Source organism: Jiangella endophytica, from assembly GCF_003427025.1.
Lineage (GTDB): Bacteria > Actinomycetota > Actinomycetes > Jiangellales > Jiangellaceae > Jiangella > Jiangella endophytica.
Map to the genome: position 1 here is coordinate 1 of NZ_QVAI01000036.1, position 14,493 is coordinate 14,493.

The window sequence follows — 14,493 nt, forward strand, 5'->3', positions numbered from 1 at the left end:
CCGAAGGGGGCCTCAACCGGACGGGAACAGTTCCGCCCAGTCGTCCCGGACACTGATCACGGTGAACTCGCGGGACGCCGCCAGGACCTGCTCGGCGCCCTTGTCGTAGGGCGCGTCGCCGCGACCGGTGTCGTCGTCGTGGTGGACCACCAGACTCAGGCTCCGCGGGTGCTTCTGCGCGAACCGCAGCATCGGGAGGTCCCCGTTGGTGTTGCCCGCGGCGAGGATCGGCCGGCGCCCGGTCCGGCTCCAGATGCGGATCGGCTTCTGCGGTCCGTCGTCCAGGAAGGAGAACGAGCCGCCGTAGCGCACGTCGCGCGAGCCGGCGTCGTACTCCAGCCCGGTGGCGGAGCCGATGACGCGCTCCGGCGGTATGCCGTAGTAGCTCGCGCTCATGGGCCGCATGAAGTCACGATCGCCACCGGAGACGATGTAGCAGGTGAACCCGTGGGCCTCCAGGAACCGGAGCAGCTCGACCATGGGCTGGTAGACCGTTCCGGAGTACGACCGGCCGAGCGTCGGATGCGTCGCCCTGTCGTAGAACGTCTCGACCGAGGCCTGGTAGTCCTCGACGGACATGTGCTCGGTCACGCGGAGCAGCGCGGCGATCACGGCCGCCAGATCGCTGTCGTCGCCGGCGTAGTGCTTGTCGATGGCGTCGCCGAGCCAGCGGAAGTCGCCCGTCACGGCGGCGCGGTACGGCTCCTCGTCTCCGAGCGACGGATCGAGGGCGACCGCCGCGGCCCACCTCTCGACGATGTAGTGCAGCTGGGCGGGCATCGGCTTCTCGGTCCAGAGGGTCCCGTCGTTGTCGAAGACCGCGACCCGGCCGGACTCCGGAACCGGGTCCGGCCCCGACGTCACCGCGTCGACGAACTCGACGATCCGGGCTCGTGCCGCGCCGTCTCGCCAGGACGGCAGCCATCCGTCGACGTCCGTCGCCCTGGCGCTCCTCGCCTCGCGCATGACCCGCCTCCCCACGCCGGTCCCGACAGCGTCGTCCGCGTCGCGGCCCGCGCCCCTCACCCGCGACGGGTGAGATCCCCGCCGGCCGCCGCCTTGACCGAGCCGATTAGCTCAGCGATGATTGAGTCAATGAACGCTGAGCGGGCGACCTTGGAGTGGCGAGCGGCCAGGCACGCCGCGCTGTCCGACCCGTCGCGCCTGCGCATCGTCGACCTGCTCAGCCTCGGCGACCTCTCCCCCAGCGAGCTCCAGGCCCGCCTGGGCGTGCCCTCGAACCTGCTCGCCCACCATCTCAGGACGCTCGAGACGACCGGGATGCTGACCCGCGGCCGGTCCGAGGCCGACCGGCGCCGCAGCTACGTCCGGCTCAGCCCCGGCGCGCTCGACGACCTCACCCCCGGCGCCGCCGGCCACGCCCACCGCGTGGTGTTCGTCTGCACCGCCAACTCCGCCCGCTCCCAGCTCGCCGCCGCGCTCTGGCGCCGGGCCAGCCCGATCCCCGTGGCCTCCGCGGGCACCCGGCCCGCCGGCCGCGTCGACCCCGGCGCCGTCGCCGCCGCCCGCCGCCACCACCTCGCGCTGCACGCGACCCGGCCCCGGCGGCTGGCCGACATCGCCGCCGCCGGCGACTTCGTCATCACCGTCTGCGATCAGGCCCACGAGGAGCTCGGCGACCTCGGCGGCCTGCACTGGTCCGTCCCCGACCCCGTCCGCACCGGCGCCGACGACGCCTTCGATGCCGCCGTCACGACCCTCGCCGGCCGCGTCGACCGCCTCGTTCCCCGCCTCGCCTCGACCTGACCGGAGACCCCATGCCCCGCACGTACGATCCAGAGCGCCCGGCCGTCCTGTTCCTTTGCGTGCACAACGCCGGCCGCTCCCAGATGGCCCTCGGCTTCTTCCGCCACCACGCCGGCGACGCGGCCGTCGCCTGGTCCGGCGGTTCCGAGCCCGCGGAGCAGGTCAACCCCGTCGCCGTCGCCGCCATGGCCGAACGCGGCATCGACATCGCCGCCGAGTTCCCCAAGCCCTGGACCGACGAGACCGTCCGCGCCGCCGACGTCGTCGTCACCATGGGCTGCGGCGACGCCTGCCCCGTCCTCCCCGGCAAACGCTACGAGGACTGGAGCCTCGACGACCCCGCCGGACGGGACCTCACCGCCGTCCGCCCCATCCGCGACGAGATCGAACGCCGCGTCCTCACGCTGCTCGGCCGGCTCGTGGACTGAGGTCCGGCGCGCCCGCGAACGGTCAGTGTCCGGCCGGGATGCCGAAGGCCCCGCCCTCGATCAGGATGACCAGGCCGATCCCGATCAGGACGACGGGGAGGACGACGTGGCCCCGGCGGGCCAGCGTGCGGGCGATGACCGGCCTGGCCGCGAGGAAGCGGCCGGCCGCGCACCACACCGCGACGAAGACGAGGAAGACGCCGCAGTAGACGAGCGTGCCGCCGGCGCCGACGGCGGTGAACACCGGCACATAGACGCCGATGTTGTCGCCGCCGTTGGCGAACGTGACCGCGGCGACCGCCCCGACCGTCGGCCCGCGCACGACGAGGGCCGTCCGTTCCCCGCCGTCGCCGCCGGGTTCGCCGTCGCGGCGATCGCGCCAGACCTGCCAGGCCGCACGGACGCCGAGCGCGACGGGCAGCAGACCGAGGAAGGGGACGGCACCCACGGGCAGCAGGCCGGCGCCCAGGGAACCGAGGACGGCGACGGCGAGGATCGCCACGAACCCGGCGTACTGGCCGACGACCACGCGGCGGCCCGCTCCCGCGTGATCGGCCGCCTGCCCGAAGAAGACCGCCAGGATGAGGATGTCGTCGATGTTCGTGACGGCGAACATGCCCGCGGCCTGCGCGACGAGCCCCAGTTGCGTCACCGCCGCGGCCAGGATCCGCCGGCCTGTGTCAGGCCTCTTGGCGCCGACGCCTGACGGTCAGGCGCCGGCGAGCTGATAGCCCGCGGTCTCGACGGCCGCCCTGACCTGGTCGGCGGAGACCGGCACGTCGCTGGTGACACCGACCTCGCCGGACTCGGCGTTCACGTCCACCGTTCCCACGCCGTCGATCTTGACGATCTCGTCGCGCACCTTGTTGGCGCAGCAGCCGCAGGTCATGCCGACAACAGTGAACGTGGAGGTGCCCATGGACCGTTCCTCTCGCAGGAAGCCGAAACCGACGGACCATACCCTACATGGGTATGGTGTGAGCCGCCTCGGGTGTCCGGTAGCCGAGCCGGGCGGAGAGCTCGGCAGCGGTGTGCACGGCGGCGACGGCGAGCCGCCCCCGCGCGGGTTCGTCGACGCGGTCCGCCGGGAACGTGACGGCCACCGCGGCGACCGGATGGCCGTTGTGGTCACGCACCGCGTCGGCGACCGAGGCGAACCCCGGGGTCACCGACCCCTCCTCCGTCGCGTAGCCACGACGGCGGACGTCCGCGAGCGCCGCGCGCAGCTCACGCATCGACGCGATGCCGGTGTCGTGGCGGCGCACGAACGCGTCCTGCGACGGGAAGAGCGCCCGCACCTGCGGGGCGGGCAGGGCCGCGAGCATGGCCAGGCCGCTCGCCGTCAGCTGGCCGGGCAGCCGGACGCCGACGTCGGTGACCAGCGGCGGCCGTCCAGCGGCGCGGTCCTCGATGACGTAGAGCACGTCGCGCCCGTGCAGGACGGCGAGGTGGGCGTTGTGCGTCGTCTCGTCGACGAGCCGGGCGAGCGCCGTCCGCGCCATCCGCTGCAGCGGCGCCTGCCGGCTGTAGGCGGACCCGAGCTCGAACGCCGCGACACCCAGGCCGTAGCGCCGCTCGTCGCCGAGGTGGGCGACGAAGCCGTCGGCGCATAGCACCGCGAGCAGGTGGTACACGCTGGATCGGGGCAGGGCGAGGTCGCGGGCGATCGCCGCCGCCGGCATCGGCTCGGCATGCCGGGCCAGGTACCGCAGGATCGCCAGCGCATGTCCGGCGGCCGGCGCGTTGGGCATGACCCATGGTCTCAGATCCGAGACACAATCGGTGCGTCGGTACTGCGAGGGGGGTCGCCCGGGCGCTGTGATGTCCTCATGGCGATCGAGCAGTCCTCTCCCGGCCGGGCCGTCGTGGTGGGTACCGGCCCGGTGTCGTTCGACGAGGTGGTGGCGGTGGCCCGCGACGGCGCCGGCGTCGTGCTGGGCGACGACGCCCTGGCGGCGGTCGCCCGCAGCCGTGAGGTGATCGAGCAGCTGGCGGTCGCGGACGTGCCCTACTACGGGGTCTCGACCGGGTTCGGCGCGCTCGCCACGAAGCACATCCCGGGAGACCGGCGCGCCGCCCTGCAGCGCGGTCTCATCCGCAGTCACGCCGCCGGGTCCGGCCCGGAGGTGGAGCGCGAGGTGGTCCGTGCCCTCATGCTGCTGCGGCTGTCGACACTGGCCACCGGGCGCACCGGGGTCCGGCTCACGACGGCGGCGGCGTACGCCCGGCTGCTGGACGCCGGCATCACCCCGGTGGTGCGCGAGTACGGCAGCCTGGGCTGCTCCGGCGACCTCGCGCCGCTGGCGCACTGCGCGCTGGCCCTGATGGGCGAGGGGCCGGTCCGCGACGCGTCCGGCGCCCTGGCCGACGCGGCGACGGCGTTGGCGGCGGCCGGCATCGAGCCGGTCGAGCTGGCCGAGAAGGAGGGCCTGGCGCTGATCAACGGCACCGACGGCATGCTCGGCATGCTGGTGCTGGCGCTGCACGACCTGCGGGCGCTCCTGCGGGTGGCCGACGTCGCCGCGGCGATGAGCGTGGAGGCGCTGCTCGGCACCGACCGCGTGTTCGCCGACGACCTGCAGGCACTGCGCCCGCATCCGGGCCAGCGCGAGTCCGCGGCCAACCTGCGCGCGCTGCTGGCCGGGTCCGAGGTGGTGGCCAGCCACCGGGGCCCGGACTGCACCCGAGTCCAGGACGCCTACTCGCTGCGCTGCTCGCCGCAGGTGCACGGCGCCGTCCGCGACACCCTCACGCACGCGGAGCTGGTCGCCGGCCGCGAGCTGGCCGCCGCGATCGACAACCCCGTCGTCACCGAGGACGGGCGGGTGGAGTCCAACGGCAACTTCCACGGCGCGCCCGTCGCCTACGTGCTCGACTTCCTGGCCATCGCGGCCGCCGACCTCGCGTCGATCAGCGAGCGGCGCACCGACCGCTTCCTCGACGTCGCCCGCAACGCCGGGCTGCCGCCGTTCCTCGCCCACGACCCCGGTGTCGACTCCGGCCACATGATCGCCCAGTACACCCAGGCCGGCATCGTGTCGGAGCTGAAGCGGCTGGCCGTCCCCGCGTCGGTGGACTCGATCCCGTCCAGCGCCATGCAGGAGGACCACGTCTCGATGGGCTGGTCGGCCGCCCGCAAGCTGCGCCGTGCCGTCGACGGCGTCGCCCGCGTCCTCGCCGTCGAGGTCCTGACCGCCGCACGAGCGCTCGACCTGCGGGCACCCCTCGCCCCGGCGGCCGGCACCGGCGCCGTCCGCGACCTGGTCCGCGAGCACGTCGCGGGGCCCGGCCCGGACCGCCACCTCGCCCCGGAGATCGACGCCGTTCACCATCTCGTCACGACCGGCCGGATCGTCGCCGCCGCGCAGGCGGCCACCGGCACGCTGCACTGAAGGAGGACACCTCATGTCCCGACCCCGACCCGTCCGCGCCCCACGCGGGACGCGGCTCACCACGCAGGGCTGGCCGCAGGAGGCGGCGCTGCGGATGCTGCAGAACAACCTCGACCCGGAGGTGGCCGAGCACCCGGACGAGCTGGTCGTCTACGGCGGCACCGGCAAGGCCGCCCGCGACTGGCCGTCCTTCGACGCGCTGGTGCGCACCCTGACCACGCTGGCCGGCGACGAGACCATGCTCGTCCAGTCCGGCCGCCCCGTCGGGGTGCTGCGCACGCACGAGTGGGCGCCGCGCGTGCTGATCGCCAACTCCAACCTGGTCGGCGACTGGGCGACCTGGGAGGAGTTCCGCCGCCTCGAGGCGCTCGGGCTGACGATGTACGGGCAGATGACCGCCGGATCGTGGATCTACATCGGCACCCAGGGCATCCTGCAGGGCACCTACGAGACGTTCGCCGCGGTCGCGTCGAAGCGGTTCGGCGGGTCGCTGGCCGGCACCGTCACACTGACGGCCGGGCTGGGCGGCATGGGCGGCGCGCAGCCGCTGGCGGTGACGATGAACGGCGGCGTCGCGCTCGTGGTCGAGTGCGACCCGTCGCGCATCACCCGGCGCATCGAGCACGGCTACCTCGACGTCCAGGCCGCGTCGGTCGACGACGCGCTGCGGCTGGCCGGCGAGGCCCGCCGCGACCGCCGGGCGCTGTCGATCGGCGTGCTCGGCAACGCCGCTCGGGTCGTCCCGGACCTGCTGGCCCGCGGCGCGGAGATCGACATCGTCACCGACCAGACATCGGCGCACGACCCGCTCGCCTACCTGCCGGCCGGCGTGGCGTTCGAGGACTGGGCGGCCGAGCGGGCCAAGGACCCGGCCGGTTTCACCACCCGGGCGCGCGAGTCCATGGCGACGCACGTCGAGGCCATGGTCGGGTTCCTCGACGCCGGCGCCGAGGTGTTCGACTACGGCAACTCCATCCGCGGCGAGGCACGGCTCGCCGGATACGACCGGGCGTTCGCGTTCCCGGGCTTCGTGCCCGCCTACATCCGGCCGCTGTTCTGCGAGGGCAAGGGCCCGTTCCGGTGGGCCGCGCTGTCCGGCGACCCGGCCGACATCGCCGCCACCGACCGCGCCGTCCTCGAGCTGTTCCCCGACAACGAGCCGCTGGCCCGATGGATCCGCATGGCCGGCGAGAAGGTGCACTTCCAGGGCCTGCCCGCGCGCATCTGCTGGCTCGGCTACGGCGAACGCGACCGGGCCGGGCTGCGGTTCAACGACATGGTCGCCTCCGGCGAGCTGTCCGCGCCCGTCGTCATCGGCCGCGACCACCTCGACGCCGGTTCCGTCGCCTCGCCCTACCGCGAGACCGAGGCCATGGCCGACGGCTCCGACGCCATCGCCGACTGGCCGTTGCTCAACGCGCTGGTCAACACCGCGTCCGGGGCCAGCTGGGTGTCCATCCACCACGGCGGCGGCGTCGGCATGGGCCGGTCCATCCACGCCGGCCAGGTCACCGTCGCCGACGGCACGGCGCTGGCCGGCGAGAAGATCGCCCGGGTGCTCTCCAACGACCCCGCCATGGGCGTCATCCGCCACGTCGACGCCGGCTACGACCGCGCCGCCGACGTCGCGGCCGAGCGCGGCGTGCGGATCCCGATGCGCGAGGGCGACGGCGGATGACGACGTCCTTCGACGCCATGTGGGCGGACCTGGAGCCGGTCGGCCGCGACCCGCGCGGCGGCTACCGGCGCTTCGCCTGGACCGACGCCGACGCGCTGTTGCGGGACTGGTTCACGGCCGAGGCGCAGCGCCGCGGCCTGACCACGGCCGTCGACCGCGCCGGCAACCAGTGGGCGTGGTGGGGCGAGCCGTCCGGCGGCACGAAGGGGGTCGTCACCGGGTCACACCTCGACTCCGTCCCGAACGGCGGCGCGTTCGACGGCCCGCTCGGCGTGGTGTCGGCGTTCGCCGCCGTCGACCTGCTCCGCTCGCGCGGGCACGCCCCGGCGCGGCCGATCGGGATCGTCAACTTCGGCGACGAGGAGGGCGCCCGCTTCGGCATCGCCTGCGCGGGATCGCGGCTGCTCACCGGCGCGCTGCCGGTCGGCCGCGCGCTCGCCCTCACCGACGCCGACGGCGTCGGCCTCGCCCAGGCGCTGGGCCGGCTGGGCCGTCCGGAGCCCGCCGCCGACCCCGAGGCGCTGGACCGCGTCGGCACGTTCGTCGAGCTGCACATCGAACAGGGCCGGATGCTCACGCGGCCCGTCGGCGTCGCCACGGAGATCTGGCCGCACGGACGCTGGCGGGTCACGCTGGCCGGCGAGGCCAACCACGCCGGCACCACCCCGCTCGACGACCGCCGTGACCCGATGCTCGACCTCGCAGCACTCATCACCGAGGCCCGCGCCGCGGCCGCCGCGCACGACGTGCTGGCCACCGTCGGCAAGGTCGAGGTCGACCCCAACGGCGTCAACGCCATCCCGTCGCAGGTGCGGGCCTGGCTGGACTGCCGCGGTGCCGACCCGGACGCCGTCGCCGCCGTCCTCGCCGACCTGGGCCGGTTCGCGCCGCGGCAGGAGTCATGGACCGCCGCCACCGTCTTCGACCCGGCGCTGGCCGCCCGGCTGAGCGGCCTGCTCGGCGACGCGCCGCTGCTGCCCACCGGCGCCGGGCACGACGCGGGCATCCTCGCCGCCGCCGGCGTCCCGACCGCCATGCTGTTCGTCCGCAACCCGACCGGCGTCTCCCACTCCCCGGCCGAGTTCGCCGAGCTCGCCGACTGCCACACCGGGGTCGTCGCGCTGGCCGACGTGCTGGCGGAGCTGACCCGGTGACGGCGTACTGGGCAGCGCACGCCTGGCTCCCCGGCGGCCTGGCCGCGGACGTCCGGGTCGAGGTCGCCGACGGCGTGATCGCCTCGGTCGCGGCCGGAGCGGCCGCCCGGCCCGGCGACGCCCGGCTGCCCGGCGTCGTGTTCCCCGGGTTCGCCGACGCCCACTCGCACGCCTTCCACCGGGCGCTGCGCGGCCGCACCCACGACGGACGCGGCTCGTTCTGGACCTGGCGCGAGGCGATGTACGCCCTCGCCGACCGGCTCACGCCGGACACCTACCACCAGCTGGCGCTGGCGACGTACGCGGAGCTGGCGCTGGCCGGCGTCACCGTCGTCGGCGAGTTCCACTACCTGCACCACGGCCCCGGCGGCACCCCGTACGCCGACCCCAACGCGATGGGCGCCGCGCTGCGCCGGGCCGCCAACGACGCGGGCATCCGCCTGACCCTGCTCGACACCTGCTACCTGCAGGGCGGCATCGACCAGCCCCTCGCCGGCGTCCAGCTGCGCTTCGGAGACCGCGGCGCCGACGCCTGGGCCGAGCGCTTCGCGGCCCAGCGCGACACCCCGGGCACGCGCACCGGCACCGCTATCCACTCGGTCCGCGCCGTGCCCGCCGACGCGATCGGCACGGTCGTCGCCGCCGCGGCCGGCCGCCCGCTGCACGTCCACCTCTCCGAGCAGCCGGCCGAGAACGAGGCGTGCCTCACGCGCTACGGCGTCACCCCGGCCGGGCTGCTCGACCACCACGGCGCGCTCGGCCCGGAGACGACCGCCGTCCACGCCACGCACCTCACGGCGGCCGACGTCGCCCTGCTCGGGCGCCGCCGGAGCACCGCGTGCCTCTGCCCCACCACCGAGCGCGACCTCGCCGACGGCATCGGCCCGGCACGCGCGCTGCTCGACGCAGGCGCGCCGCTCTCGCTCGGGACCGACCAGCACGCCGTCATCGACCTGTTCGAGGAGGCCCGCGCGCTGGAGACCCACGAGCGGCTGCGGACGCTCGAGCGCGGGCACTTCTCCGGCGCCGAGCTGCTCGCCGCGGCGACGGCGCACGCGAGCCTCGGCTGGCCCGACGCCGGGCGGCTGGCGCCCGGCGCCCGCGCCGACCTCGTCGCCGTCCGCGCCGACTCCGTCCGCACGGCCGGGTGCGACCCCGCTCAACTCCTCATGGCCGCCACCGCCGCCGACGTCGACACCGTCGTCGTCGACGGCCGGGTCGTCGTGGAGAACGGCCGGCACCGCCTGGGCGATGTCGGCCGCCTCCTCGCGGCGGCGATCACCCCGCTCTGGGCGTGACCATCGTTCTCTGGATGCCACCTCACCAGGCGTTCTCCCGCTGCACCACGGATGCATGCCTGGTAGAGCAGCAGAACGCCTCGTGATGTACGCGATCGTCGCTGTCGACAAGCACCGACGCCACACCGAACAACGCACGTGGCCCAGGGACACTGCAGCCGTGGGTGGTCCGAGCGCTCGTGCCGCCGCGGGTGCGTCGTGAATGGTTGCGGGATCCGGGTCGCCCTGGCTGCATCGATCCCTCAGCCACACCGCCGTTGCCCAGGCCCGGGGCGACCGACTGCCCGTTCGCCGCTTTGCAATGAGCACCAGCCGCCCATGATCGTCCAGGATCCGTGGCGTCCCGGCACAACGGATCCTGGATCGTCAACGGCGGCGACACAGACGACCACGGGCGGTCAGTGCGTCAGGCGGTCCATGACGAAGGTGCCCTCGCGCCGGTAGGGCTCACCGAGCACCGCGCCGGAGTGGGAGGCGAGGCCGTTCGTGAGGGCCAGCGCGGTGAAGAACTGCCGCTGCCCCTCCGCGCCGAGCGTCTCCAGCTCACCGTCGGTCCAGCCCGGGATGACCGAGCGCAGGATCTCCGGCGTCGTGTGCTCCAGCCAGTGCTGCGCGCTGAAGGTGTTCTGCGACGACAGCTCCTGCAGCGCCTTGAGCTTCTTGTCCAGCACGTCACCGATCTCGACGACGCAGTTCGGGTGCTCGGGCGTCATGTAGTAGATGGTCGGGATCGGGTGCGGGTCGTGGCCGCCGCACTCCTCGACGCGCCAGTCGCGGCCGGCGACGGCGAGGGCCTCGGCGTAGAGGATGGCGATGACCCGGCGGTCGGGGTCGAGGTCGTGCTGGGCGTGCTGCGGGTCCTGCATGATGATGACGTCGGGCCTGGTGCGGCGGATCAGCTCCACCACCTTCACCTTGGTCGCCGACGCGAGGTCCACCTCGCCGAAGGACACGTCGAGGAAGTCCACGCCGCCGCTGACGCCGAGGATGTCCGCGGCACGCGAGACCTGGGGCTTGCTCTCCTCACGGCACATGAGGACGGCCGCGTTGACTGTCTCGCCGGCCGCGACCGCCTTGGCGATGGCGCCGCCGCACTCGACGATCTCCAGGCCGTAGCTCGCGAGCATGAGGACGTTCGTCATGGGCGTGTCCCTTCTGTCGGTGCCGTCGCCGTCAGGACCGGCGCAGGCGTGGGTTGATGCGCTGCTCGAGGGCGTAACCGAGCAGGGCGAATCCGAGGGCGGAGAACATGATGAGCAGGCCGGGCGGCAGCACCCACCACTTCCAGGCCGGGGTGAGGAACGCGCCTCGCGCCTGGGCCCAGTAGAGGGTGGATCCCCAGCTCTCCTGCAGCGGATCGCCGAGGCCGAGGAAGCTCAGCGACGACTCCAGCAGGATCGCTCCGCTGGTGGCGGCGACGAACTCGCCGATGGCCAGCAGCATGGTCTTGGGCAGGACGTGGCGCCAGAGGACGTAGCCGTGGCCGGCGCCCATCGAGCGGGCGGCGACGATGTAGTCGCGGTTGGCCAGCGACAGCACCTGCGCGCGGATCACCCGGGCGGTCGGCGCCCAGATGAGGATCGCGATGATGATGACGGTGTTGACGATGCTGCGCCCGAGGTAGGCGGCCAGCACGATGAGCAGCGGCAGGAACGGCAGGATCAGCACGACGTCGACGCCGCGCATCGCGACGGCGCCGAGGCGCGGGAAGTAGCCCCCGATCAGCCCGACGACCGTCCCGATCAGCATCGCGGCCGCCGCGGCGACGATGCCCACGGTCAGCGAGACCCGGGTGCCGTAGATCATCTCGCTGAGCAGGTCCTGCCCGACGTCGTTGGTGCCGAGCAGGTGGTCCGGCGACGGCGACGAGAACGGCGTCCCGGCCCGCTCGGCCGGGTCGTAAGGGGCCAGGACCGGCGCCAGCACGGCGACGGTGACCAGCACCAGCACGATGACGCCGCCGATCGCGCCGAGCGCCGTCGTGTGGTCGCGCAGCCGCCGGCCGCGCCGTACGACCGCGGCCGGGCCGGGCTCCGGATCGGTGGACACGGTGGTCGTCATACGCGGGTCCTCGGGTCCAGGCGGGGGTAGAGCGAGTCGGCGAGCAGGTTGGCCAGCAGCACCGCGACCGTGAAGACCAGGAACGTCGCCTGCATGACCGGGTAGTCGCGCGCGGAGACCGCGTCGTACATGAGCCGGCCCAGCCCTGGATAGGAGAACACCGTCTCGATGACGACGGTGCCGCCGAAGGCCCAGCCCAGCCGCAGCGCCAGCACCGTCGTGACCGGCAGCAGCGCCGTGCGCACCACGTGGTGGAGCATCACGGCGCGCGGGCGCAGCCCCTTGGCCTGCGCGGTGCGGATGTAGTCCTCGCCCAGCACGGACAGCGTCGAGTACCGCATCGACAGGTAGACGGCGGGGATGCTGAGGATCGACAGCGTGAGCACCGGCAGGACGGCGTGCTCGGCGACGTCGGCCAGCCATGCCAGGCCGGTGAGGTCGGCGCCCGCCGTCGTGGCGCCGAACGACGGCAGCCAGCCCAGCGACACCGAGAACAGCGCGATGAACAGCATGCCGAGCCAGAACTGCGGCGTCGACTCCAGCGCGATCATGACGGTCAGCGAGGACACGTCCCACGCCCCGCCCCGGCGCCAGGCCGCGAACGCGCCCAGCGCGATGCCGACGACCGCCGAGACCACCAGGGCGGTGAGCGTCAGCAGCAGCGTCCACGGCACCCGCTCGAGCACGAGCTCCTCGATCGGCGTGCCCTGCCGGAACGAGTACCCGAAGTCCAGCGTGAGGATGCTCTTCCAGTAGGTGAGGTACTGGACGACCAGCGGCTGGTCCAGGCCGGCGTCGGCGGTGACCGCCGCCCGTTCCTCCGGCGACATCTCGCCCACCTCGACGCCGGCGATGAGCGCGAGCGGCGAGCCCGGCATGAGCCGCGGCAGGGCGAAGTTCAGGGAGACGGCGACGACGAGCACGATGGCGTACTGGCCGAGCCGGGCCAGGCCGAGACGTCTCGCGTTCACCGTCGCCGTCTCCTTCCGTCCGTCGTGGGCACGCTGGGCGTCAGGGCTGGCCGTCGCCCGGGATGAACGACAGCTTGGTCATCGGGCCGGAACCGGTGATCGAGACCCAGTCGCCGAACACGTCCGGGTTGTAGCCGTAGGCCCCGTTCGGGTGCAGCAGCGAGACGAACGGGACCTCCTCGGCGATCCGCTGCTGCAGCTCGTCGGCGACCTGCTCACGGGCGGTCGTGTCCAGCTCGGTGTCCAGCTGCGCGGCCAGGGCGTCGGTGCCGGGGTCGGAGTACCCGGTGATGTTGAGGTTGCCGATGGCCGGGTCGGTGGCCACCAGCGACGCCATCTGGCCGATGTCGGCCTGGCTCGGCGCCGACCAGCCCCACATCGCCAGCTCGTAGTTGCGGCCCTGGGCGACGTCGTAGCCCGGCCACACCGCGTCGTCGAGCGTCTGCATCTCGACCGAGCTGACCTCGATGTCGATGCCGACCTCGCCGAGCTGCTCGCCGATCAGCTCGGCCAGCCGCATCCGCAGCGCGTTGTTCGAGGCCACCAGCAGCTCGAAGGAGAGCGGCGCGCCGTCCAGCTCGCGGATCCCGTCGGAGTCGGAATCGGTGAGCCCGAGCCCGTCGAGCAGGCCGGCCGCCTCCTCGGGGTCGTGGACGGTCTCGACGGACTCGTCGTACCAGGGCGAGTCCGGGTGCACCCAGCCGGCGTTGCCGACGACGGCGGCGCCGAGGAACACGTCGTCGACCAGGCGCTGCCGGTCGACGGCGAGGGCGACGGCGCGGCGGAACTCGGCCTGGTCGAACGGCGCGACCGCCGTGTCGAAGACCAGCAGCGTCGTCGTGTACTCGGGCGCCTCGACGACGTCCAGGGTGCCGGTGCCGCGCAGGACGTCGATCTGCTCCGGCGAGACCGAGCGCATCATCGTGTCGATCTCACCCGACCGCAGGGCCGCGGTGGCGCCGGCCTCGTCGGCGAACTGCACGACCACCAGCTCGTCCACCTTCGGCTCGCCGCGGAAGTACTCCGGGTTGGCCTCGAACGAGTAGCTCACGCCGGGGTCGGACTCCACGAGGCGATACGGCCCGGAGCCGACGTTCGTGGTCTCGTCGAACGGCGCCACGTCCGGGTCGGCGACGCCCGACCACACGTGCTCGGGCAGGATCGGCACGTCGGCGAGCGTGCGCAGCTCGAACGACGGGTCCGGCGCGGCCAGGGTCAGCACGACGGTGGACTCGTCCTGCGCCACGGCCTGGGTGATGTTGCCCAGCGCGGTGGCGAACCGGCCGGGCGGACCGGCCTGGTAGTACTGCACGCTGAACGCGACGTCGTCGGCCGTGAGCGCCTCGCCGTCGTGCCAGGTGACGCCGTCGGCCAGCCCGATCGTGTAGCTGAGGCCGTCGGCCGAGCCCTCGACCGTCTCCGCCAGCCAGGGCTGCGGCTGCCCGTTCTCGTCGATCTGCATCAGCGAGTCGTAGCTGAGCATGGTGAGGTTCAGGCCCGGGAAACCGGTCGCGTACGTGTGCGGCGTCAGGTTGCCCTCCTCGGACATGATCCCGATGCGCAGCGACTCGGCGGTGGTGGCGCCGCCGGCGCCGGCGGACCCGGCGTCCTCGGTCCCGTCGTCGGAGCCGCACGCCCCGAGCGCCAGGACGGCGGCGAGCCCGATGGCCGGTGCCCCGGCTCTGGTGATGCGACGTTCGTACATCTTCTGACCTCCGGATGGCGTTCGGTGGCGTCGGCGCGG

Annotated in this window: 13 protein-coding genes and 1 pseudogene; 6 read left to right on the forward strand and 8 right to left on the reverse strand. The window is 73.7% G+C overall.

All coding sequences use genetic code 11. The features are described from left to right. Nucleotides 1-12: 12 nt before the first annotated feature. Complete coding sequence (locus tag DZA62_RS34370; protein WP_116953494.1) at nt 13-966, reverse strand: HAD family hydrolase; 954 nt, start codon at nt 964-966, stop codon at nt 13-15. Between the two features lie 129 nt (nt 967-1,095). Here DZA62_RS34370 and DZA62_RS34375 point away from each other — a divergent pair, with 129 nt between their 5' ends. Both DZA62_RS34375 and DZA62_RS34380 read left to right on the forward strand, forming a co-directional pair. Then, the gene (locus tag DZA62_RS34375) at nt 1,096-1,767 is read left to right on the forward strand and encodes an arsenate reductase/protein-tyrosine-phosphatase family protein (RefSeq protein WP_116953495.1); all 672 of its coding nucleotides are present in this window, start codon (nt 1,096-1,098) and stop codon (nt 1,765-1,767) included. 35 nt (nt 1,768-1,802) lie between these two features. Next, nucleotides 1,803-2,195, forward strand: a pseudogene (locus DZA62_RS34380) (arsenate reductase ArsC); the annotation flags it as partial. A gap of 22 nt (nt 2,196-2,217) precedes the next feature. Here the strand turns inward: DZA62_RS34380 and DZA62_RS34385 are convergent. The 3 genes from DZA62_RS34385 to DZA62_RS34395 all read right to left on the reverse strand — a co-directional run bounded on the left by DZA62_RS34385 (nt 2,218) and on the right by DZA62_RS34395 (nt 3,946). Then, nucleotides 2,218-2,811 (reverse strand): cadmium resistance transporter, encoded by a 594-nt coding sequence (locus tag DZA62_RS34385; RefSeq protein WP_116953518.1) that lies wholly within the window; start codon nt 2,809-2,811, stop codon nt 2,218-2,220. 93 nt (nt 2,812-2,904) lie between these two features. Further along, nucleotides 2,905-3,114: a heavy-metal-associated domain-containing protein gene (locus DZA62_RS34390; protein ID WP_116953497.1), complete on the reverse strand. Its 210-nt coding sequence runs from the start codon at nt 3,112-3,114 to the stop codon at nt 2,905-2,907. Nucleotides 3,115-3,157: 43 nt separating this feature from the next. Then, on the reverse strand, nt 3,158-3,946 hold the full coding sequence (locus DZA62_RS34395; RefSeq protein ID WP_116953498.1) for an IclR family transcriptional regulator: 789 nt from the start codon (nt 3,944-3,946) through the stop codon (nt 3,158-3,160). Between the two features lie 78 nt (nt 3,947-4,024). On the opposite strand from DZA62_RS34395, the gene hutH reads away from it, so the two are divergent. Genes hutH through DZA62_RS34415 form a run of 4 tightly spaced genes read left to right on the forward strand, consistent with a single transcriptional unit; the run spans nt 4,025 to nt 9,717 of the window. Beyond that, a complete protein-coding gene (gene hutH / locus DZA62_RS34400) occupies nt 4,025-5,587 on the forward strand; it encodes a histidine ammonia-lyase (protein ID WP_116953499.1) in 1,563 nt (520 codons plus the stop codon). A 13-nt stretch (nt 5,588-5,600) separates the two neighbouring features. Beyond that, entirely contained in the window at nt 5,601-7,265 is a 1,665-nt protein-coding gene (gene hutU, locus DZA62_RS34405) for a urocanate hydratase (RefSeq protein WP_116953500.1), read from the forward strand. Continuing rightward, nucleotides 7,262-8,419 carry an allantoate amidohydrolase gene (locus tag DZA62_RS34410; protein WP_116953501.1) on the forward strand — a complete coding sequence of 386 codons (1,158 nt, stop codon included), beginning with the start codon at nt 7,262-7,264 and terminating at the stop codon, nt 8,417-8,419. Before hutU ends, DZA62_RS34410 begins: the two co-directional genes overlap by 4 nt. Next, nucleotides 8,416-9,717: a formimidoylglutamate deiminase gene (locus DZA62_RS34415; RefSeq protein WP_116953502.1), complete on the forward strand. Its 1,302-nt coding sequence runs from the start codon at nt 8,416-8,418 to the stop codon at nt 9,715-9,717. Before DZA62_RS34410 ends, DZA62_RS34415 begins: the two co-directional genes overlap by 4 nt. A gap of 398 nt (nt 9,718-10,115) precedes the next feature. Here the strand turns inward: DZA62_RS34415 and DZA62_RS34420 are convergent, their stop codons facing one another. Genes DZA62_RS34420 through DZA62_RS34435 form a run of 4 tightly spaced genes read right to left on the reverse strand, consistent with a single transcriptional unit; the run spans nt 10,116 to nt 14,454 of the window. Beyond that, entirely contained in the window at nt 10,116-10,859 is a 744-nt protein-coding gene (locus DZA62_RS34420; protein WP_116953503.1) for a PIG-L deacetylase family protein, read from the reverse strand. A gap of 31 nt (nt 10,860-10,890) precedes the next feature. Further along, complete coding sequence (locus DZA62_RS34425; RefSeq protein ID WP_116953504.1) at nt 10,891-11,778, reverse strand: ABC transporter permease; 888 nt, start codon at nt 11,776-11,778, stop codon at nt 10,891-10,893. Then, nucleotides 11,775-12,749, reverse strand: coding sequence for an ABC transporter permease (locus DZA62_RS34430; RefSeq protein ID WP_198664513.1), 975 nt, complete (start codon nt 12,747-12,749; stop codon nt 11,775-11,777). Before DZA62_RS34430 ends, DZA62_RS34425 begins: the two co-directional genes overlap by 4 nt. A gap of 40 nt (nt 12,750-12,789) precedes the next feature. Further along, on the reverse strand, nt 12,790-14,454 hold the full coding sequence (locus DZA62_RS34435; RefSeq protein ID WP_116953505.1) for an ABC transporter substrate-binding protein: 1,665 nt from the start codon (nt 14,452-14,454) through the stop codon (nt 12,790-12,792). Nucleotides 14,455-14,493 lie beyond the last annotated feature (39 nt).

Excerpts from the sequence above, each read along its gene's own strand:
- DZA62_RS34390 (WP_116953497.1), bottom strand. The coding sequence starts at position 3,114 with ATGGGCACCTCCACGTTCACTGTTGTCGGCATGACCTGCGGCTGCTGC.
- DZA62_RS34385 (WP_116953518.1), bottom strand. The coding sequence starts at position 2,811 with ATGTTCGCCGTCACGAACATCGACGACATCCTCATCCTGGCGGTCTTC.
- DZA62_RS34420 (WP_116953503.1), bottom strand. The coding sequence starts at position 10,859 with ATGACGAACGTCCTCATGCTCGCGAGCTACGGCCTGGAGATCGTCGAG.
- DZA62_RS34410 (WP_116953501.1), top strand. The coding sequence starts at position 7,262 with ATGACGACGTCCTTCGACGCCATGTGGGCGGACCTGGAGCCGGTCGGC.
- DZA62_RS34435 (WP_116953505.1), bottom strand. The coding sequence starts at position 14,454 with ATGTACGAACGTCGCATCACCAGAGCCGGGGCACCGGCCATCGGGCTC.
- DZA62_RS34395 (WP_116953498.1), bottom strand. The coding sequence starts at position 3,946 with ATGCCCAACGCGCCGGCCGCCGGACATGCGCTGGCGATCCTGCGGTAC.
- hutH (WP_116953499.1), top strand. The coding sequence starts at position 4,025 with ATGGCGATCGAGCAGTCCTCTCCCGGCCGGGCCGTCGTGGTGGGTACC.
- DZA62_RS34370 (WP_116953494.1), bottom strand. The coding sequence starts at position 966 with ATGCGCGAGGCGAGGAGCGCCAGGGCGACGGACGTCGACGGATGGCTG.
- DZA62_RS34375 (WP_116953495.1), top strand. The coding sequence starts at position 1,096 with ATGAACGCTGAGCGGGCGACCTTGGAGTGGCGAGCGGCCAGGCACGCC.
- hutU (WP_116953500.1), top strand. The coding sequence starts at position 5,601 with ATGTCCCGACCCCGACCCGTCCGCGCCCCACGCGGGACGCGGCTCACC.
- DZA62_RS34425 (WP_116953504.1), bottom strand. The coding sequence starts at position 11,778 with ATGACGACCACCGTGTCCACCGATCCGGAGCCCGGCCCGGCCGCGGTC.